Annotated in this window: 16 protein-coding genes; 8 read left to right on the forward strand and 8 right to left on the reverse strand. The window is 56.3% G+C overall.

Going from position 1 to position 20,107, the window contains the following annotated elements; genetic code table 11:
* Positions 1 to 86: 86 nt before the first annotated feature.
* Entirely contained in the window at positions 87 to 1,850 is a 1,764-nt protein-coding gene (locus tag AC0CW1_RS04875; protein ID WP_488181925.1) for a sigma 54-interacting transcriptional regulator, read from the reverse strand.
* A gap of 260 nt (positions 1,851 to 2,110) precedes the next feature.
* On the opposite strand from AC0CW1_RS04875, the gene ygfK reads away from it, so the two are divergent.
* The 8 genes from ygfK (at position 2,111) to AC0CW1_RS04915 (ending at position 12,306) form a co-directional block, all read left to right on the forward strand.
* Positions 2,111 to 5,374: a putative selenate reductase subunit YgfK gene (gene ygfK, locus AC0CW1_RS04880; RefSeq protein ID WP_488181926.1), complete on the forward strand. Its 3,264-nt coding sequence runs from the start codon at positions 2,111 to 2,113 to the stop codon at positions 5,372 to 5,374.
* A gap of 108 nt (positions 5,375 to 5,482) precedes the next feature.
* Complete coding sequence (gene ssnA / locus AC0CW1_RS04885; RefSeq protein WP_488181927.1) at positions 5,483 to 6,814, forward strand: putative aminohydrolase SsnA; 1,332 nt, start codon at positions 5,483 to 5,485, stop codon at positions 6,812 to 6,814.
* 175 nt (positions 6,815 to 6,989) lie between these two features.
* Entirely contained in the window at positions 6,990 to 7,160 is a 171-nt protein-coding gene (locus AC0CW1_RS04890) for a hypothetical protein (protein WP_488181928.1), read from the forward strand.
* Between the two features lie 260 nt (positions 7,161 to 7,420).
* Positions 7,421 to 8,227 (forward strand): hypothetical protein, encoded by an 807-nt coding sequence (locus tag AC0CW1_RS04895; RefSeq protein WP_488181929.1) that lies wholly within the window; start codon positions 7,421 to 7,423, stop codon positions 8,225 to 8,227.
* Between the two features lie 200 nt (positions 8,228 to 8,427).
* Positions 8,428 to 9,084 (forward strand): acetate uptake transporter, encoded by a 657-nt coding sequence (locus AC0CW1_RS04900; protein ID WP_488181930.1) that lies wholly within the window; start codon positions 8,428 to 8,430, stop codon positions 9,082 to 9,084.
* A 260-nt stretch (positions 9,085 to 9,344) separates the two neighbouring features.
* A complete protein-coding gene (locus tag AC0CW1_RS04905; protein WP_161258569.1) occupies positions 9,345 to 9,650 on the forward strand; it encodes a zinc-ribbon domain containing protein in 306 nt (101 codons plus the stop codon).
* Between the two features lie 88 nt (positions 9,651 to 9,738).
* Positions 9,739 to 11,352 (forward strand): ABC-F family ATP-binding cassette domain-containing protein, encoded by a 1,614-nt coding sequence (locus tag AC0CW1_RS04910; RefSeq protein ID WP_488181931.1) that lies wholly within the window; start codon positions 9,739 to 9,741, stop codon positions 11,350 to 11,352.
* 291 nt (positions 11,353 to 11,643) lie between these two features.
* Positions 11,644 to 12,306, forward strand: a complete 663-nt coding sequence (locus tag AC0CW1_RS04915) for an acetate uptake transporter (RefSeq protein ID WP_488181932.1) — start codon at positions 11,644 to 11,646, stop codon at positions 12,304 to 12,306.
* 157 nt (positions 12,307 to 12,463) lie between these two features.
* Here AC0CW1_RS04915 and AC0CW1_RS04920 read toward each other — a convergent pair whose 3' ends face one another.
* From AC0CW1_RS04920 to AC0CW1_RS04950, 7 genes are all read right to left on the reverse strand, one after another.
* On the reverse strand, positions 12,464 to 13,741 hold the full coding sequence (locus AC0CW1_RS04920; RefSeq protein ID WP_488181933.1) for an ArsB/NhaD family transporter: 1,278 nt from the start codon (positions 13,739 to 13,741) through the stop codon (positions 12,464 to 12,466).
* 48 nt (positions 13,742 to 13,789) lie between these two features.
* Positions 13,790 to 14,092 carry a hypothetical protein gene (locus AC0CW1_RS04925; RefSeq protein WP_488181934.1) on the reverse strand — a complete coding sequence of 101 codons (303 nt, stop codon included), beginning with the start codon at positions 14,090 to 14,092 and terminating at the stop codon, positions 13,790 to 13,792.
* 181 nt (positions 14,093 to 14,273) lie between these two features.
* Positions 14,274 to 16,100 (reverse strand): solute symporter family protein, encoded by a 1,827-nt coding sequence (locus tag AC0CW1_RS04930; protein ID WP_488181935.1) that lies wholly within the window; start codon positions 16,098 to 16,100, stop codon positions 14,274 to 14,276.
* Positions 16,097 to 16,447 (reverse strand): DUF485 domain-containing protein, encoded by a 351-nt coding sequence (locus AC0CW1_RS04935; RefSeq protein WP_488181936.1) that lies wholly within the window; start codon positions 16,445 to 16,447, stop codon positions 16,097 to 16,099. Before AC0CW1_RS04935 ends, AC0CW1_RS04930 begins: the two co-directional genes overlap by 4 nt.
* A 438-nt stretch (positions 16,448 to 16,885) precedes the next feature.
* A complete protein-coding gene (locus AC0CW1_RS04940) occupies positions 16,886 to 17,611 on the reverse strand; it encodes a LytR/AlgR family response regulator transcription factor (protein ID WP_488181937.1) in 726 nt (241 codons plus the stop codon).
* Positions 17,571 to 19,436, reverse strand: coding sequence for a sensor histidine kinase (locus tag AC0CW1_RS04945; protein ID WP_488181938.1), 1,866 nt, complete (start codon positions 19,434 to 19,436; stop codon positions 17,571 to 17,573). Before AC0CW1_RS04945 ends, AC0CW1_RS04940 begins: the two co-directional genes overlap by 41 nt.
* Before the next feature lie 8 nt (positions 19,437 to 19,444).
* A complete protein-coding gene (locus AC0CW1_RS04950; RefSeq protein ID WP_488181939.1) occupies positions 19,445 to 20,065 on the reverse strand; it encodes a DUF2238 domain-containing protein in 621 nt (206 codons plus the stop codon).
* Positions 20,066 to 20,107 lie beyond the last annotated feature (42 nt).

Here is a 20,107-nt window from a genome sequence, read left to right on the forward strand (position 1 = left end):
GTTATCGAACCCATACGGAAGACATCTTTTGTTTATGTTCGAATGCATCGCGTCTCACAATGAGACAACCGTCTCCTCGTAAAAGGTCAGGAAAAGACCTTGCGCTCGGCGATGTTATATTCCTTAATCTTGCGGTACAGCGTCGCCCGGCTGATCCCCAATCGCTTGGCGGCGTCATCCTTGCAACCCTCAGTGGTGGCCGCTTCGAGGGCCTTGGTGATGGCTTCGCGCTCAAGCACCTTCAGGTTAAGGCAGTCGTCCTGGATTTTCACGGGCTCCTCAGCCTTGAGCCGCTTGGGCAGATCCTTCAGGCTGATCAGCCCGCCGGTCGCCATGGTGACGGCGTATTCGACGACATTGGCCAGTTCCCGCACGTTTCCAGGCCAGGAGTAGCGTTGGAGGAGCGACGCCGCATCGGTCGCCAGCCGGGTCACCTGCTTATTCAGCAGGTGGCAGTAGTGCTCCAGGTAATGGTCGATCAGCAAGGGGATGTCTTCTCGCCGCTCCCGCAGTGGCGGGATGGTCAAGGGGATCACGTTCAGGCGGTAGTAGAGATCCTCCCGGAACTCGCCAGCGGCGACCATCTTCTCCAGGTCGCGGTGAGTGGCGGCGACGATCCGCACATCGACCGGGATGGAGCGGGAACTGCCGACTCGCTCGACGCGCCGCTCCTGGAGGACGCGCAGAAGCTTGACCTGCAGGTGCAAGGGCATGTCGCCGATCTCGTCGAGAAAGAGGGTCCCGTTGTTGGCCAGTTCGAACTTGCCCAGCTTGCCGCCCCGTTTCGCCCCGGTGAAGGAGCCCTCCTCATAGCCGAAGAGCTCACTTTCTAAGAGTGTCTCGGGGATGGCGCCGCAGTTGATGGCGATGAAGGCGTTTTGGCTGCGGCTGCTAGACTGGTGGATCGCCCGGGCCAGCAGTTCCTTGCCGGTCCCGCTCTCCCCCTGGATCAGCAGCGTCGAATTGCTGGAGGCGACTTTGCAGGCCAGGGACTTGAGTTCACGGATTTTGGCGCTGCTGCCGATGATCTGCGAAAATTCGGTGGCGATATCGCTGACCGTCGTGTCGTTGACGAGGCGCTTGATCTCCTGAACATCCTTTAAGATGATGATGGCGCCGTCGATAGCCTCCTCTCGGATGATCGGCATAGCGTCACAGTACCAGTGGGCCGACACCCGCCGCCCCTTCACCTGCCCGGAAAAGCCTTTTCCCTTTTCGATGGCCTTCCAGAGCTTCTTGTCGTCCATGATCTGGGGCAAGGCGACCCGGGACCCTGCCGTCAAATCGGTCAGCGAAGCGGCCAATTCGTTGTGGTGGGTGATCACCTTATCGGCGCCGACGACGAAGATCCCGTCGTGAAGGAGGTTCAGCACCGTTTCCAGTTGGCGGACGAGCGATTCCCGCTGCCGGTTCTGGACGTTTTCCGCCGTTTTTCCGGCGATCAACTCAGCCATCTTCTCCAAAAAGCGGAGCAACGAGTCCTGGCGGCTGAGCAGGCGCTTCCCTTGCGGCCCGTCAAAGCCGATGAGCCCGATGACGCCGATTGCCTTGTCGTCGATTTTGATGGGCACGGCCACCTCCGCCGTCTCGGAGCAGTCGCCCCGGCGGGAGCAGGGCTGGCAGAGTTCGTGATGGCCCGGCTGGTCGATGATCACGGCCTGACCGCTTTGCAGGATGTGCCGGTAGACGAAACCGTCCTCCAAGACGCGCCCGCGACCTTCCCGGTAGCGACCGGTTCCGGCGATGCGCACCAGATCGGGATCTGCGATCTCCACCTCGATCATCAAGGCCTCGGCGATCGCCTCGGCCGTTTGCTGCACTGTCTCTTCAATGTCGCGCAGCCAGTACACTTGCTCACCCCCGCTTCATGCAATCACGAGCACGATGATTGATCCTATCTATTAGACTTTCAGACCCTTTTTTCCTGCACTGGTTCCCACAATCGTCATCAAAGGTTGTTTTATTCTTTCTTACCTATGCAAAAACCGCGCCAACGAATGTCGAAAAAAGAAACTTTGTTTTTCATTAATGCCTGTCGTCAGAGTCGATGATCTTGGTATAATTTTTGCATCAAATATGAGTGCTACCTTTTTGACAAGGAGGGAATCCCGTGGGCGACATCATGCGACCGATTCCGTTGAAAGAACTGGTTTGCCGTGCCTTCCAGGAGTACGCGGCAGATCGTTCCGTCTTTGCGCTTCCAGGAGCGCACTTTTTCCGCAAAAGCGGGGAGAAGACCCTTCGCCTCTTCGGCGAAAACTGTGAGACCCCGCTGGGACCAGCGGCAGGTCCGCACACCCAACTGGCCCAGAACATTGCCACGTCCTACCTGGCTGGCAGCCGCTTCATCGAATTGAAGACGGTCCAGGAGAAAGAGCCGCCTGTGGAAAAGCCCTGCATCGACGCCGAGGATGAGGGGTTCAATACGGAGTGGTCCTCTGAGTATCCCGTCGAAAAGGCCTACGCCGAATACATCAAGGCTTGGGTGCTGTTGCACCTGCTGGAAGAAGCTTTTGAACTGCGGATCGGGAAAGCGCGCTCTTTCATCTTCAACATGAGCGTCGGCTACAACCTGGCGGGGATCCAGTCCCCCCGCATGAACGCCTACATCGACGGGCTGATGAACGCTTCCGGCCATCCCCTTTTCGCTGCAGCGCTCCATGATTTGGCCGATCTGCTGAAGGAAGGGACGTTCTTGCACGGCACCGGCCTGGAGCACCGCCTGACGGCGCTGCAATCCCTGCCGGAGCGGATCTCGCCTCAGATCTGCAAGTCGGTCACCCTCTCGACGATGCACGGCTGCCCGCCCGAGGAGATCGAAAAGATCTGTATCTACATGCTGACGGAGAAAAAGCTGGAGACCTATGTCAAGCTGAACCCGACGTTGCTCTCCTACCCGATGGTTCGGAACATCTTAGATACGCTTGGCTTCGATTATGTCGCCCTCTCCCAGGCGTCTTTCGACCATGACCTGCAATATCAAGAGGCCATCCCCATGCTGAAGCGGTTGCAGGCGCTGGCGGCAAGCCAAGGGCGGTTCTTCGGCGTCAAGCTGACGAACACCCTCGGCGCCGTCAACTTCAAGAACCGCCTGCCCGGCGGCGAGATGTACATGTCTGGCCGGGCCCTCTTCCCGCTCTCGATCAACCTGGCCGCCAAGATCTGCGACGAGTTTGCCGGGGAACTGCCCATCTCCTTCTCGGCCGGGATCAGCGAACATAACGTGGCCGAGGTCTTCGCCACCGGCATCCGGCCGATCACAGCGGCGACAGAGTTGCTGAAACCAGGCGGCTATGCCCGCATGGCTGCCATGGCTGGCAAGCTCGAAGCCATGGATGGCTGGGAACAGACCAAGATCGACCCGGCCAAAGTCGCAGCCCTGGCGGCCAAAGCCTTAGAGGCCGATTACTCCAAAAAGAGTTTCCGCGGCGACGCCAAGGCGTCCGTCGCCTCCGAGCTGCCCCTCTTCGACTGCGCCGAAGCGCCCTGCCAGGCGGCCTGCCCGATTCACCAGGACATCCCGGCCTATATCCGCCTCGTAGGCCAGCAGCGCTACGCTGAGGCGCTGGCGCTGATCTATGAGAAGAACGCATTGCCGTCGATCACCGGCCATATCTGTGACCACGCCTGCCAGTACCACTGCACCCGCCTCGATTACGAAGGCTGCGTGCTGATCCGTGAAATGAAGCGGATCGCCGTGAAAAAGGGCTTCGACGAATATAAAGAAAAATGGGCTGTCCCGGTGAAGCGACATGCGGCCAAAGCGGCTGTCATGGGCGCCGGTCCCGCCGGCTTGGCCTCAGCCTACTTCCTGGCCCGGGAAGGCTTCGATGTGACCGTCTTCGAACGGCGCGAATCGGCCGGCGGGACCGTCCGCCATGTCATCCCACGCTTTCGCATCAGTGACGAGGTGATCGACGCCGATGTCCGTTTCATCGAGGAACATGGCGTCAAGTTTGTCTTCAACGCCTCGCCTGACCTGACGCCGGCGTTGCTGCAATCGATGGGCTACGCTTATGTCGTCGTTGCCGTCGGCGCGGGAGCGGAAAAGGACTTCCCCATAGAGAGGCTTTCGTCCGTTGATTCTGTCAACTCCGTTAACCCCCAGGGCTCCCTCAATTCCGTAGAAGCCCACGCGATCAGTGCGGTCGGTGCCGTCAATGTCGAAGCGACGAATGCCAGGTGCAAAGCAGTCCTCCCCCGCATGATGTCGGCCCTCTCCTTCTTGGAGCAGTTCAATCGCGACCCGGCATCGCTACGCCTCGGCAAGCAAGTGGCTGTCGCAGGCGCGGGCAATACGGCCATGGACGCCGCCCGCACCGCCCTGAAGCTCCCCAGCGTGGAAAAGGTGACCGTCATCTACCGGCGGACGGAAAAAGAGATGCCGGCCTACCGGGAAGAGTACGAACTCGCCCTGGCTGACGGCGTCGAATTCCTTTTCTTGATGAACCCTGAAGGCGTCGACGGCGACGGCAATCTCCTCTGCCGGGTGATGCAGCTCGGCGCGCCTGACGCCAGCGGACGTCGCCGCCCCGAAAAGACGGACGAGGTGCGGGCGCTGCCGGTGGAAACGCTGATCACCGCCATCGGCGAAACAATCGATACGAAACTGCTCGCCAAACTGGGACTGGCGCAAGGGGAAACCGCAGCGCCGCCGACGAATAAGTCCACCTGCGCCACCTCGCTGCCCGGAGTGTACCTCGTGGGCGACGCCTCGCGCGGCCCCTCCTCCATTGTCAAGTGCATCGCTGACGGGCGAAAAGCCGCTGACGCCATCTGCCGGGCCGAAGATCCCGCCTGGAAACGGGCGGCCTTTATCCCCGGCCCTGCCGACGAAGAGACAGTCAAAGCGATCACCGCTAAAAAACGAGGCCTCATCGCCCAATCAGATGTGCCGGTGGAAGCCGGCCCCGAGGTGGACCCAAACGTGGGCGACAGGGAGTACCACCGCTGTCTCGAATGCAGCAGCGTCTGCAACAAGTGTGTCGAGGTCTGTCCGAACCGTGCCAACATCGCTGTGCCGGTGAAAGGCGCGGCAGCGGGATTCCGCAACCACTTCCAGATCGTCCACCTGGACGCCTACTGCAATGAATGCGGAAACTGTGCCACCTTCTGCCCTTGGGACGGCCGGCCCTATAACGACAAGCCGACCCTCTTCAGCTTGCGGCAGGATTTTGAGACCAGCCGAAACCCCGGCTTCTTCATAGAAAACGGTACCGTCTATGTACGGGTGAGAGACGCTGTGCGCACTTTCCCCTTGGTTGACGGCAGCTTCCAAGTCGATGACGGTGACGCCACACTGGCCCGCATGGAAGGAATTTTTGCGGCCCTCTATGGCAAACGCCCCTCCCTCTTTGGGCGCGTAGAAGAATAGTCATTGCGCAGACCAATCAAATGCCTGTAGCCGTTACACACGATAAAATAACCAACGCGATGAACATAGAAGCAACGCCAAAGTGAGGATCAAAGGAGGTACAGACCCGTGATCCTGCTCAAAAACGCCACCGTCGTCGAATTCGCACCGCCGAGCGTGCGGACGGGCATGGACATCTACATCTATGGAACGGAAATCATGGCCGTCGGCACCGATCTCTCGGGGACCTATGACGCCAAACGGGTCATCGATGTCAAGGGCGCCCTGGTCATGCCCGGCATTGTCTGCAGCCACAATCACTTTTACTCAGGCTTGTCCCGGGGAATCCTGGCCCGCATCAAGCCGAGCCCCGACTTCATCTCGGTCTTGAAAAACCTCTGGTGGCGCCTGGACCGAGCCATCGACGAGGAAATCCTCTACTATAGCGGCCTTGTCTGCTCCCTTGAGGCCATCCGCTGCGGGACGACCGCCGTCATCGATCACCACGCCTCGCCGAACTTCATCGGCGGTTCCCTCTCGGTCCTCAAAGCAGCCTTCGAAGAAGTGGGCCTCCGGGGCATCACCTGCTATGAGACGACCGATCGTAACGGCGGGCTCAAAGAGGTGGAGGCTGGCGTCGAAGAGAACGTGGCCTTTGCCAGACTCTGTGAAAAAGACCTGCAGGCGGGCAACGGCCACTACCTAGTGGAAGCCATGATCGGCGGCCACGCGCCGGTGACGATGCCTGACGAGGCGCTCCGGCTGATGGCCGAGGCAGTCAAGGAGACAGGCCGAGGCATCCATGTCCATGTGGCCGAGGATCGCTACGATGTATCCCACTCCCACCATCTCTATGGCAAGGACATCATCGCCCGCCTTCATGACTTCGGCCTGATCAACGACAAGGCGCTCCTCGTCCACGGCGTCCACCTCTCTGACGACGATGTGCGCCTGATCAACGAAAACAACGCCTACCTGGCCCACAACGCCCGATCCAACATGAACAACAACGTGGGCTACAACCACAAAATCCCTCAGTACCAAAACTTTGCCCTCGGCACCGACGGCATTGGCAGCGACATGTTTGAGGAGTTCAAATTCGCCTTCTTCAAACACCGCGACGCCGGCGGTCCCCTCTGGCCGGACAGCTTCCTCAAATTCCTCTACAACGGCAACGACCTTCTGGGACGCTACTTTGGCGCTCACTTCGGCAAGGTGGAAAAAGGTTACAAGGCTGATCTGACCATCGTCGACTATGACTCCCCCACCCCGCTTGTGTCTGAGAACATTGCCGGCCACATCGCCTTCGGCATGGATTCCCGGGACGTAAAGACGGTCATCGTGAACGGCAAGATCGTGTTGGAAAACCGGGAATTTGCCAAGGATGTGAAGCCGATTTACGAAAAGGCGCAAAAGGCGGCCAAGCGGCTCTGGGAGCGGATGGACTGTTTAACCGATTGAGGGGACGGGAATGTCACCCGTTTTTGAAGTAAACCCCTTCATTGGACACGAATAAAAATCCCTATCGCAAAATCCTGAGATTTGATGCAAGCTGACATCGTTTTTCATACGGTGTCAGCTTTGTTTTATGTTGGATTCGCTCATCCCAAGTTTGAATCCGAAGGAAAGCTATCCGATGAAAATTTACCCCAAGGAACCATTGGCAGGCAACTTGCATATAAAATACACTGATGTCAATAATAGAGAAATACAAGAAGAGCTTTTAGGTTCTTTTGATTTAATCAATAAAATCACAGTGAGAGTTGATATTGTCTCTATTGATCTCAGCAAGGGGTTTTGTCAGTAGAAAAGGCCGTAATACATTAATGCTTAGATCGCTTATCTGTACGTCCGCTCTTAAAATAGCGAAAACCCCAGCCTAACGGTTTGGGGTTTTTCCTTTTTCGCTAATTCGCCCCTAGCCTCCTTGTATTTCCTTGAATTTTTTACCGTTGTATATGTGATTAAAATAATTTATTTATATATTCAACCTTCGACAGGACTTTCAACAATCTTGTCTAATATCTTATACAATCATTAAAAATGACTTGAACGGGAGATGATGGGATGGGCCTGTTCCCATGGGACAACATCTGGGAAATCGCCATTTGGTACGCCCTCTACGCTGGCCTTTGGCACTACAGCGACCTGTTGGCGGGCAAATTGGCGGAGCAGGGATTCCTGCGACAAAACATCGTCTGGGTGCGGGTCTCCTCTCTCTGTATCGGCGCCGGCCTCTTCCCCATCGCCTATCTGGGTTCGGAACTGTTGCTGACCCAAGCCGCACCAAACGCGGTCGCTCGTGTGAACAATCCAGTGACCTCAGCCGTCCTCATGGCCTTCAGCGTCACGGTGCTGTACGCCATGGGTCGATACGCCACGCTCCGGCGTGATATTCTCTTCAAACAGTTTTTGACCGAGTGGTCCTTCGATTACGGCCATCTGTTGAGCGAACGGACCTGGAATGGTCACTCCATCAGCGAACTGCGCAACCTGAACCAGCAGTTGGGCATCGGTCGCATTGTCATCGCCACGCTCAACGCCAATGGCATCGTCACCTCCCTGGCGGTCCGCCGCGCCGGGTGGCTCTATATCAACGACCATGAGTTGTTCGCTATCGATTACTGGCTGCGCACAGAGGGCGGACCGGACGTGGCCATCTGGTACACCGCTGATGAGGAACGAAATCCCTTGGAGGCGGAATACGAACAGATGAAACATCTCGTCGACAAGCTGTCTCGCAACCGCACGGAAACGCGCTATGTGCTCTTCCACAATGGGCGCCAACTGCAGTGCCTCTACGTTTCGCCGTCGATCACCCCCGCGATGGGAGAACAGTTGACAGGGCTCGAAGCAGAGTCATCAGGGCTTTGATCTTTAAACTGACAGTAGATGAATAAACGTTAGGGTTCTGTGAAAGCTTTTGACAGAACCCTTTTTTGTTGCACAATCGGCCCGGCATTTTTGACTTCCATCGGGTGAACTCCCCCCTTGTCTCGCGCCCCATTATCCTATACAATCAAGCAAGTGTTTGTTTTCACGAACAACAAAAAATCCTGAACAGGAGGCTAACAATGTCCACCGAAACCAAGCATGTTGAAGCAAAAATCACTGTTGCCGACCCGACAGCCCTTGGCGTCTTCGGCCTGGCCATGGTCACCTTTGTGGCCTCGACACAAAAGCTGGGCTGGACCAGCGGCGTCTCTGCCCTCGTTCCCTGGGCCTTCTTCCTCGGCGCCTTCGCCCAAGTCATCGCCGGCATCTTTGACTTCAAAAAGAACAATTACTTCGGCGCCACCGTCCTGACCGCTTATGGCCTCTTCTGGTTCTCTGTCGCCATGTCCTGGGCCATCACCCTCGGCTGGCTCGGCCCCGAATTCAAAGCTGCTTTCAGCAGTGTCCAACTCGGTTGGGGCTTTTTGGGGTACTTCATCTTCTCCCTCTTCATCATGATCGCTTCCTTTGAGACCAACAAGGTCTTTGCCGCCATCCTAGTGCTGATCAACCTGTTGCTCCTCTCTCTCGCCCTGACCGCCTTTCAGGTCATCGACCTCCACGCCGTGGCCGGCTGGTCCGAGTTTGCCATCTCGATCCTCGGCTTCTACGCCGCCGGCGCCTTCTTCCTGAACAACTTCTTCGGGCGGACCATCCTTCCCCTCGGCGCCCCCCTGGGCCTGATCAAAAAAGGTCCCGCCAACGTAACGGTCATCAACAACCGCCGCCCTGCTTAAAGGCGAAATGAGCATCATAGATCATAAGTCCAGGAATAAGCCCGGCAATTTTTTGCCGGGCTTGCCTGATCAGAAAATTTTGCTCCCCCTAATCCCAAATTCCTTTGTTGTATTTTTTCCGTTTTCAGGTTATACTAGGAACTGCTCGTAACCATTAGGAGCAGACGATATCCCCTTCCTCGATAGCCTCCGGCTCGGGAAGTCAAGGAGTTCTGTCGCTTCCCTAGCGCCGGGCAAAAAATATCGAGGAGGATTTCCACATGTTTCAAGACAAGTACCTGACCTGCAAAGACTGCGGCTCTGAATTCGCGTTCACCGCGTCGGAACAAGAGTTCTTCGCTGAAAAAGGTTTCACCAACGAACCTGGCCGTTGCCCTTCCTGCCGCGCCGCCCGTCGTGGCCAGCAGCGCAACAACAACAGCGGCTTTGGCCGTCGTGAAGAGCGCCAGATGTTCCCCGCCGTTTGCTCCGGCTGCGGCGTCGAAACCACCGTTCCCTTCCAGCCCCGCGGCGACAAGCCGGTTTACTGCCGGGACTGCTTCAGCTCCCGCCGCTCCAACTGGTAAGCCATTGGCACTACGCAACTCCCCAGGCTTTGCCTGGGGAGTTTTTTGCGGTGTACACCCAATAAACGAAAAAGGTTAGGTGTCCGAAATGATCAGTACACAGAACCTCACATTGCGTTTCGGCAAGCGCGCCTTGTTTGAAGACGTCAATATCAAATTTACCCCCGGCAATACTTATGGCCTCATCGGGGCCAACGGCGCCGGCAAATCCACCTTCCTGAAGATTCTCTCGGGCGAGCTTGAGCCTTCGAGCGGTGAAGTGGTCGTCACCCCCGGCGAGCGCATCGCCGTGCTGAAACAAAACCACTTTGAGTTTGACGAGTACGATGTCATCAAGACGGTAATCATGGGCCATGCCCGCCTCTATGAAGTGATGGAGGAAAAAGACGCCATCTACGCCAAAGCCGACTTTACCGAAGAAGACGGCATGCGCGCCGCCGAACTGGAAGGCGAGTTCGCCGAAATGAACGGCTGGGACGCCGAATCGGAAGCGGCCAATTTGCTGACTGGTCTGGGCGTCCCGAACGAACTGCATAACAGACAGATGAAGGAACTGGAAGCCAACGCCAAGCTGCGGGTCCTCCTCGCCCAGGCGCTCTTCGGCAACCCCCACATCCTCCTCCTTGACGAACCGACGAACCACCTGGATCTTGACTCCATCGGCTGGCTGGAAAACTTCCTGGCCGAATACAAGGGCATCGTCATCGTCGTCTCCCACGACCGGCACTTCTTGAACCAGGTCTGCACCCACATCGCCGATATCGATTTCGGCAAGATCCAACTCTACGTGGGCAACTACGATTTCTGGTACGAGTCGAGCCAGTTGGCCTTGCAGATGGCCCGCAACGCCAACAAGAAGAAGGAAGAAAAGATCAAGGAACTGGAGCAGTTCATCCGCCGCTTCAGCGCCAACGCTTCCAAGTCCAAACAAGCCACGTCGCGGAAAAAGCTGCTCGACAAGATCACCCTCGATGACATCAAGCCGTCCAATCGTAAGTACCCCTACATCGTCTTCAAACCAGACCGGGAAGCCGGAAACGACCTGCTCACCGTCTCGGGCCTAACGAAGACAATCGACGGCGAAAAAGTCCTCAACAACGTCTCCTTCACCATCAACAAGGGTGACAAAATCGCCTTCGTCGGCTCCAATGGCCTCGCCAAGACGACCCTCTTCCAGATCCTCACGGGCGAATTGGAAGCTGACAGCGGCGAGTTCAAGTGGGGCATTACCACCTCCCAGGCTTACTTCCCCAAGGACAACTCGGCCTACTTTACAGAAGGCGATCTCAACCTGATCGATTGGCTTCGCCAGTACTCGAAGGATCAGGATGAAGGGTTTGTCCGTGGCTTCCTCGGCCGCATGCTCTTCTCCGGCGATGAGACACTAAAAAAAGTCTCCGTCCTCTCCGGCGGCGAGAAGGTGCGTTGTATGCTCTCGCGGATGATGCTCAGCGGCGCCAACGTGCTGATCATGGACGAGCCGACGAACCACCTGGATTTGGAATCGATCACCGCCTTGAACAACGGCCTGATGAGTTTCGAGGGCACCCTGCTCTTTGTCTCCCAGGACCACCAGTTCACCCAGACCATCGCCAACCGCGTCATCGAACTGACATCCGATGGCCTGATCGACAAGCTGATGACCTTCGACGAGTACCTGGAATACCAGGCATCGTTGAAGGATGTCCAAGGGGCCGTCTAGGCACAAGAACACTCAAAAAAAAAAGGACCTGTCGACGGGCAGGTCCTTTTTTCATGGATATATCGCTCCATGAAAAAGGTCCGTCTAAAGTTGATCGCATTTTTGCGCAATTCAGACTTGTCTTTTTCCAGAGTTCCAATTAAAATAGGTAATACTTGCGACAAAAGGAGGTCAATCGTCAAGCCGTTTTGAAAGACATCAGACACGACCCTGTCTAAAAATGAGCACTGCTTTAAAAAGTCAGAAAATTGTCCCAATACGGAATTTTTGCAGTTTTAGGAGGCAGATCCATTGTCGAACGAAGCGAAATCCATTGAAACGAAAATCACTGTCGCCGATCCGACCGCCCTTGGCGTATTCGGCCTCGCCATGGTCACCCTGGTCGCATCAAGCCAGAAACTCGGCTGGACCACCGGCGTCTCCGGCATCTTCCCCTGGGCCATCTTCCTCGGCGCTCTGGCCCAGTTCATCGCCGGCATGTATGACTTCAAAAAGAACAACTACTTCGGCGCCACAGTCCTCACGTCCTATGGGTTATTCTGGTTCGGCGTCGCCACCTCCTGGGCGATCACCCTCGGCTGGATGGGACCTGAGTTTAAAGCTTCCTTCAGCGGCGTCCAACTCGGTTGGGCCTTCCTCGGTTACGGTATTTTTTCCTTCTTCATCATGATCGCTTCTTTTGAAACCAACAAGGTCTTTGCAGCGATTCTGGTGCTGATCAACGTGTTGCTCGCTTCGCTCGCCTTGACGGCCTTCCAGATTGTCGACCTTCACCTGGTCGCCGGTTGGTCCGAATTTGCAATCTCCATGATCGGTTTTTACGGTTGCGGCGCCATCTTCCTGAATACCTTTTTCGGCCGCACTGTTCTTCCCCTCGGCGCTCCCCTTGGTCTGATCCGAAAAGGAACAGCTATCTCCAATGTTGCCCAGCAAAAAACACGTCAGGCCATTTAGATGAACTCAGCGTCGGGCGTCTATCTCCCCCACTTCCGACCAACGCTTTTCCTTTGGCGGTGAGATGCGGGTCGCTTGCCCTGACGTAATCTGCACTGACGCCAAATTGGTAACCAGGCCCCTTTTATCCTATTTTAAGTGGATAAAAGGGGCTTTTTTACAAGTATCGGAGCAGGATATAGCCGTTGGCGATGATGATACTGACCAGCATGAGCGGAAAGGCAAGCTTCATGAAGCCGACGAACCGTATGGGAAAGCCTTCTTTTTCAGCAAGCCCAGCTACGATGACGTTGGCTGACGCACCGATGAGGGTGCCGTTGCCACCCAGACAAGCCCCCAGGGCGAGGCTCCACCACAAGGTATTCAGGTCCATGCCGCTAAGTTGCCCCATCGTCTTCAGTAGCGGAATCATGGTGGCAACAAAAGGGATGTTGTCGATAAAAGCAGAGGCGATGGCCGACACCCACAGAATCAGGATCGCCGTCTGTCTCAGATCGCCGCCGGTCAACTGAAGGCTCTCTTCAGCGATCCAGTGAATAACGCCCACCTTCTCCAGTCCCCCGACAAGGATAAAAAGACCGGTGAAAAAGAAGATGGTTGGCCATTCCACATGAAGCAGAATGTCCTCTGGTTCTTCCCGGGTTACCAGCAACAGCAGCACCGCACCTGCCAGAGCGATGGTAGCCGACTCCAGATGAAGCACGCCGTGGAGGATGAATCCGCTGATGGTCAGAGCCAGTACGGCTAGCGATTTTTTGAGCAACGCCCAATCCTTAATCTCTTCCCGCTCGTCAAAGGCCATGATCTTGGCCATGTACTCCGGCTCCACCTGAATGTCACGGCGGTAGATGTAGATGAGCAGAGCCAAAGTGATGATCAGGATGACAACGCTGGGCAATGCCAAATTGACCAAGAAGTCATTGAAGCTCAAACCAGCAGCCGAACCGATCATGATATTCGGCGGATCGCCGATGAGTGTGGCTGTTCCGCCAATGTTGGAGGTCAGAACCTCGGTGATCAAAAAGGGCATGGGATTCACGTTCAGTTCCCTGGTGATCGAAAAGGTGACTGGCACGACGAGCAGAACTGTCGTCACATTATCCAAAAAGGCTGACGCCACGGCCGTGATCAGCCCCAGCAAAGCCAGGATCCGCAGCGGCTCACCTTTGGCAACCTTGGCCGCTTTGAGGGCAAGATACTCAAAGACCCCCGTCCGCCGCGTAATCCCTACGATAATCATCATGCCGACCAGCAGCCCCAATGTGTTGAAGTCGACCGCTTCGATGGCCTGCTTCTGAGTAACGATACCGGCCAACAAGAGGATGACAGCGCCGAGAAGGGCCACGACCATGCGGTGGATTTTCTCAGAGATGATCAGTCCATAGGTGATTAGAAAGACAATAACAGCTGTGTATGCCTGCATGTCAGCATTCAATTCATTCACCACCGAGAGGAACCACGGGACAAGTGCCCGGGGTTTGTTTTAGCGAATCGTCAAGTTGACTGGAACGTCTTTTTCCCGCTTCTTCATCGGCAAGAGGCCGACATAAGCGCCGATGAGGAGACAGCGGATCGTCAACAGCGTTAGTTTAGGCAGCAACGGTGCAAAGACGAATGTCGCCACCCATAAGGTGACAAAGATGATAAAAAGCAGTCCAGCCCGCGTTTTCCAGTTGCTTCGGCCTTTCCAGGCATGGGCGACGGCGGCGGCAGAAAAGCAGGCGGCCCCGTAAAAGGCCAGCCCAGCGAAGAGATTCGTCTCGATGAGCGTAACGAGCGTCTCCATGTCATCGACCTCCCTAAGTTCGAACTAGCCGAAAAGGAGCCCGGCTCCGCACAATCGGCCGGAGCCGGGACCGAGACAGGTATTGCCAGCATGCAGCTGAACAGAATGCCACCTGTGAAGCTGGTAGCAGGAACAGGATATCGCTTGGCAACAAGGCAAAAGTCAACGGCAAACCCAAACTTTACTTCTGCTCCGGCTGTAACACCATATTCTGCATCCGACGCTCTCGGCGCTCAGCCGCGGTGCCATGGATGCGCATCCAGATCTGTTCCACGTTAGCAGGCAGCTTCTTGTCAGAGATGGAAACGATGAAGATAACCGCAAAGGACAGCGGGACAGTGATTAAAACCGGGAAAGTCAACGTGCCCAGGGTGGCGAAGAAGGAGTCGGGAGCAACGGCTTTTGTTTCTTTCAGGATGTTCATGAGGATAAAGAAGATAGCGCCGAAACCGCCGGTAAACATGCCGGCCAACGCGCCTTTTTCGGTAGTCTTCTTCCACCAGATCGATGCCAGCAAGGTCGGGACGAAGGCGCTCGCCGAAATGGAGAAGGCCCAGGTGACCATCATGGCGATGAGCGCCGGATAGGCTTTATCAAGGCCAGCGGCAGGTATGCCCAAACCGACCAGAAGGGAGAGGACCGACATACCGACGACAGCAATCTTGCCGACGAGCACTCGCTTCCATTCTTCTGCATGGGGGTTAACGTAGTTTTCATAGATGTCGTGGCCCCAGGAAGCCGCTGAAGCCATCAGCAGTCCGCCGATAGTGGAGAACATGGCAGCGAATGCACCGGCAGCCACATAGCCGAGCCCGAATTCGCCAGCAAAAATCTTGCCCATGATCGGCATGACTTGGTCTGCTTTCAACAACATTCCATCTACAGTCAACTTCATTAATTCGGGATCACCGACCACTTGCGGCGGGATGATCTGGCGAGCGATAGCACCCACATACTGGCTCATCATATAGAAGAGGGCGACGAAGCCCAACACCCAGACAGTCGTAAAGCGCGCCGACTTGCCGGAAGGGTTTGTGTAGTAGCGGTTCATTACGTGAGGTAACCCTGCCGTACCGAGTACGAGCGCCAGCACCATGGAGAACTGATCAAGGGCGCTGTATCGATGACCCGGTTCGTTGAACATCATCGCCCGCTCAGGATGGAGTTTGTTCTTCTGAGGCATCAAAATATTGACTTCAGCCGCAGGGTCACCCTTGTCAACAACTGCCTGCACTTTGGCGAAGGCTTCGGGCGTCATGTTTTTCTGGTTGATATCATAGAGGCGCTTGCCCGGCTCCCCTTCCATCAACTTGGCGACAGTAACCTTGCCGGGGTTTAGGAGGGGTTTTTCCGAGTTCTTCGCCACCGAATCAGAATATCCTACACCGTTGACGACACCCAAGATGACAACCAGGATCATGGCAGTGAAAAGAACCCAGAACTGGATGAGTTGGTTCCAGGTGGTGCCCTTCATTCCGCCGAGGGCGACGTAGAGAGTCATGATCAGGACAACCACCCAAACCCCTGTGGCATAAGGGCTGAGACCGAAAAGACCTTGACCGACGAGAACGTTCCAAGTAGCGCCAGCGCCAACCATCTGCGGTGCCAGATAGAAGATGGAGATCACCTGCACCATGATGACGCCAATGATCCGCGCCCGGTGACTTTGGCCATATCGGGCGAAGAGGAAGTCAGGAATCGTATATTCGCCAAAACGGCGGATCGGCGATGCCATAAAAAGCACTACGGGAACGAACGCTGCGCCAAAACCAGCAGCGAACCAAGCGCCGTCGAGACCGGAGGCGTAAACGGCAGCTGCCACACCCAGGAAGGAGGCGGCGCTGAAGTAATCGCCGCAGATGGCTGAGGCGTTCGTAAAAAAGCCAACCTTCCGTCCGGCCAAGTAGAAGTCAGCCGTGTTCGCTGTAGCCCGTTTTCCCATAATCGAAACGATAACTGTCGTCACGATGAGGGCGAGCACCATTCCGATAGCCCAGATGTTGATCATATCGCCTTCACCACCATCTTCTTATTTTCATCCAGCCGGCTCTCGACACGTCGGCCAAGCAACTCGTCTTCCAGTTTATTCGCCTGCAACGTGTAGGCAAGCCCGATCACAATGTAAAAGATGTGGTATACAAAAGCCAACATAAAATAATTGAGGGTCATGCCGCCAAAGAACGGCTTTCCGAACCAAGCGTCAGAAAAGAGACTGAGCGTAGGAATCGACAGTGTTACCAGGAAAAAGATGAAGCCATAAGAAAAACTCAGTTTCCGTTGCGCTCGGAAGATGCGATCGACCTCTTCCGGGGTGTCAAATTCGTCGTGGACCAGATGTTCGTCATTTTTGCCCATTATCGGCAACCTCCCTTTTGTCTGTCATCGTTCTGCCGGAAAAAGTCCGACTGCCGCTTGTGCCTGCGGCTCTTGTTTACCAGTCCACGTTCGCCGGCTGATCCGGTCTTCCGTGACCTGCCCTTACCGAACAGGTAGAGGACCGGACTCGTCGGGGGTGACCCCCCGTCAGGAAAATCGATGCCGCCTCGTTCGGCTTCCTGGGCCGAAGACCGTTCCCTCCTTTCTACCTGGGCGGCGGGTTTGGTCTTATGGTATGTTATTTTTCTGAATATTTCAAATAGTTTTTCCCTTTTTGGTTTAAGCGGTAGAATTCCACGCCTGAGGTGCATGGGAGGCTGTTTAAACGGCAAACGGCGAAGCGTCACTCGCTTCACCGTTTGTATGTTGTTTTTCGCTCCTCACGGAAGAACTCCTTTTGGCAGGTCGAAATATATTCTATTCATTTAGGCGCTGCAAAACCTCTTTGGCAGCAGACCGGCTGACTGGGAGTTTCGCGCCGTCCATCCCCTTGAGAATGATGTTGTAGGTCCCGTTCTGCCATGGCTCGATCTCATCCACATAGTCGAGGTTGACGAGGAAACTGCGGTGGCAGCGGACGAAGGGATGGCCGGAGAGTTTATCCAGCAGTTCCTGCATGGTCAGCCGCGTCTCAAAGCGCCCGCGATCGCAATGGATCACGACCCGCCGCTCCTCTTTCTCGGCAAAATAGATCCGCTCCGGTTTGATGACGACGAGCTTGTCGCCCTCTTCCAGGAGGAGATTGCTGATCGGTGTCTTGGGCGCCGCCTCCGAGGTTAGTTCCTGCAAACGCTCCCTCGCCCGCTGCAGTGATTCGAAGAGGCGCTCCTCGTCGAAGGGTTTGAGCAAGTAATCGAGGGCACGCAGGCCGAAGGCCTCGACGGCGTATTGTTCATAGGCGGTGGTGAAGATGATCAGCGGCGGCGGGGTCGCCTCAGAAAGTTGGCGGGCCGCCTCGACGCCGTTCATCTCCGGCATCTCGATGTCCAAAAAGATGAGATCGGGCTGATGTTCTTTCTGTAAGCGCAGGAGTTCCTTGCCGTTGCGGGCGCTCGGACAAAGTTCCACATCCTCAACTTGCGCCAGCAGGTAGCCCAGTTCTTCACGAAACAGTGGCTCGTCTTCGGCGATCATCACTTTCATCGTTGTCCCTCTCTTCCTTCGGTTCCGGCAGGAAAAAGCGCACCTCACAACCGCCCTCAGGCAGGTTGGCAAAGACCAGTTGAGAATCGGCTCCCAACACGGAAGCGAGACGTTGGCTCACGTTATGAACGCCGATGCCGTTGCCCTTTTGGCTTGGCACCTGCTGACGGGCGAGACGGCTGAGCAGGGATTCGGGAATCCCTGTTCCGTTGTCAGTCACCCGTATCAGGGCGCCATGACCATGACGTATGATTGACACAACGATGCTGCCGCCCTCAGAGCAATTCTTCAGCCCGTGCTGGATGCTGTTTTCGATGAGCGGCTGAAGCGTCGACGGCGGTATACGAAAGTGACTCAGACCCGGTTCCACATCAACGTGGATGGTCATGCGATCGGCGAAACGCAGCTGTACGATCTCGATATACGCCTTCAGGTGCCGCATTTCCTCCTCCAGTGAGACGAAAGGCCTGTCCATCATCTTTAGGTTCATTCGCATGAAGTCGGCCAGTTGCAACATCATCTTGCGCGCCAGGCCCGGATTTGTCCGAATCAGCGACACAATGGCGTTCAGGGAGTTAAAGAGGAAGTGAGGGTTGATTTGGGCCTGCAGCATGCGCAGTTCTGCGTCTTTCAACAGGAGGCTCTTTTTTTCCGTCTCCAAGAGGCTCAGTTGGTAAGAGATGAGCTTTCCCAGCCCCTGGGCGAGGCCGATCTCATAAGGTCGAATGTCCTGGGAGCGGTAGAAATAGAGTTTCAACAGACCGATCACCTGGCCGGAACAACTGAAGGGGATGACGATGGCGGCACGCAGAATTTTGTCCAGGTAGGCGTGCTTGTACGGTTCATGGCGGTAGACGACCTGCAATTTGCCTGTTTCGAGGGCCTTCAAAGAGCCTTTCGTATGGACGAGCCGCCCGTGGGGATACTCCTCCTCGCCGATGCCGACGTGGACGAGGACATATTTGTTGTCCGTGATGGTCACGGCCATGGTCTTTAGCTCGGCCATGAAGGCCTCAGCGATGTTACGGCCCGTCTCGGCGTTAAGCCCCTGCTGGAGTTGGGAGAGGGTGTACTCGGTCAGCTTCAGCGCTTTTTCCGTCTCTAGGGCCACCTCCTCCACCTCCCGCGAGGCGGTCCGGAGCATTTCCATGAAGACAGCGGCCGCCAGAGCGTTGACAAGAGCGGAAGGCAGCATCGACCCGGCAGGAAAAGACGCCGGGCCGGCGCCAAGCTGCTGGCGCATCATGATGATGACGCCAGCCAGGAGGGAGATGACCAGGCTTACGGCGAGAGCCGGCCGCCCCGACAGGAGTGATTCTCCGTTGCGATGCGCCAGCCATCCTGCCAGCAATCCCATGAGGAGCATGGCGATGGAATTGACGCCCGCCATCATTCCACCGAGTGCGAATAGGTGCAGCGCAGCAGTCGCGCCGACAACCACACCGACCGGAAAGCCGCCGACGAGCCCGCCACCGATGACAGCCATCCCCGCCAGGGTGACCAGCGTCTGGTCCGCATGCAAAGGGGTAAGGGGCACGTGGCTGAGCAATAATGCCTGCGAGAAAGCTTCAGATGCTGGCAGGGAATTCCGCGGAGAGGCCAGCGATGAAGCCATCGCTGGAACCACCCCCTCTTCCCCTGTGACGACAGCGCCAGCCTGAGTCGCCAACAGGGCGAGCAACCCAAACCAGAGAACCAGGTATACCTTCCGCTTACCAACCAGTTGCCGCTGGATGAGGGAGCGAAAGAAAGGGAGGCGGAGGAAGAGAAAGAGCGCCACAAGCAGCAGCGCCGCCCGCTGGAGCAGGAGAAAGGTCAGCGTCAATGAGAAACTCAGGTCCTCTCCCTCCCCTCTGAGGACAATGCCTTGTCATGGCTTCTCGACAGGGTGACCAGCGCCAAAAAGGAACCGAGCAACGCCATGGCCATGTCCGACTGGGTGTCCCAGACATCACCTTGGGTTCCGAGAAAGGCCTCGGCCGCCGTGCCTGTTGCCAGGGCGACCCACCATTCGATCAACTCATAGAAGGCGCTAATGGCGAGGCAGACACAGACGATCAGCAAGGAGAGCAGCGTCCCCCGTCGCAGGGGCGACAGTCGCAGAAGGATCTCCCGGGCGATGATGGCCGGGATGAACCCTTGGGCCAGGTGACCCAAACGGTCATAGTGGTTGCGGGCGAGGTCGAAGGCGTCGCGCAGCCAATCAAAGAGAGGGACCTTGGCATAGGTGTAATGGCCTCCGACCATCAGGATCACCATATGGATGGCGATCAGCGTATAGCTGAAGGTGGTCAGAGGGAAGCGCCGGTAGGTCAGGGCGAGAACAATGAGACCGATCACAGCCGGCAATACTTCGAGTATCCAGGTAAACCGATCGTAGGGATTGAGCCCCGACCAGAGAAAGACGAGCGCCACAAGAAAAAGCAGAACGAAGTGGTTTCGCTTCACCGGCATTCACTCCCTTATTGCATTGATTTACAGCGCCGCAGCACTTTG

Source organism: Heliomicrobium sulfidophilum (genome assembly GCF_057715735.1).

Excerpts from the sequence above, each read along its gene's own strand:
- AC0CW1_RS04890 (WP_488181928.1), top strand. The coding sequence starts at position 6,990 with ATGAAAATTTACCCCAAGGAACCATTGGCAGGCAACTTGCATATAAAA.
- AC0CW1_RS04935 (WP_488181936.1), bottom strand. The coding sequence starts at position 16,447 with ATGGGCAAAAATGACGAACATCTGGTCCACGACGAATTTGACACCCCG.
- AC0CW1_RS04900 (WP_488181930.1), top strand. The coding sequence starts at position 8,428 with ATGTCCACCGAAACCAAGCATGTTGAAGCAAAAATCACTGTTGCCGAC.
- AC0CW1_RS04925 (WP_488181934.1), bottom strand. The coding sequence starts at position 14,092 with ATGGAGACGCTCGTTACGCTCATCGAGACGAATCTCTTCGCTGGGCTG.
- AC0CW1_RS04950 (WP_488181939.1), bottom strand. The coding sequence starts at position 20,065 with ATGCCGGTGAAGCGAAACCACTTCGTTCTGCTTTTTCTTGTGGCGCTC.
- AC0CW1_RS04895 (WP_488181929.1), top strand. The coding sequence starts at position 7,421 with ATGGGCCTGTTCCCATGGGACAACATCTGGGAAATCGCCATTTGGTAC.
- AC0CW1_RS04930 (WP_488181935.1), bottom strand. The coding sequence starts at position 16,100 with ATGATCAACATCTGGGCTATCGGAATGGTGCTCGCCCTCATCGTGACG.
- AC0CW1_RS04940 (WP_488181937.1), bottom strand. The coding sequence starts at position 17,611 with ATGAAAGTGATGATCGCCGAAGACGAGCCACTGTTTCGTGAAGAACTG.
- AC0CW1_RS04905 (WP_161258569.1), top strand. The coding sequence starts at position 9,345 with ATGTTTCAAGACAAGTACCTGACCTGCAAAGACTGCGGCTCTGAATTC.
- AC0CW1_RS04910 (WP_488181931.1), top strand. The coding sequence starts at position 9,739 with ATGATCAGTACACAGAACCTCACATTGCGTTTCGGCAAGCGCGCCTTG.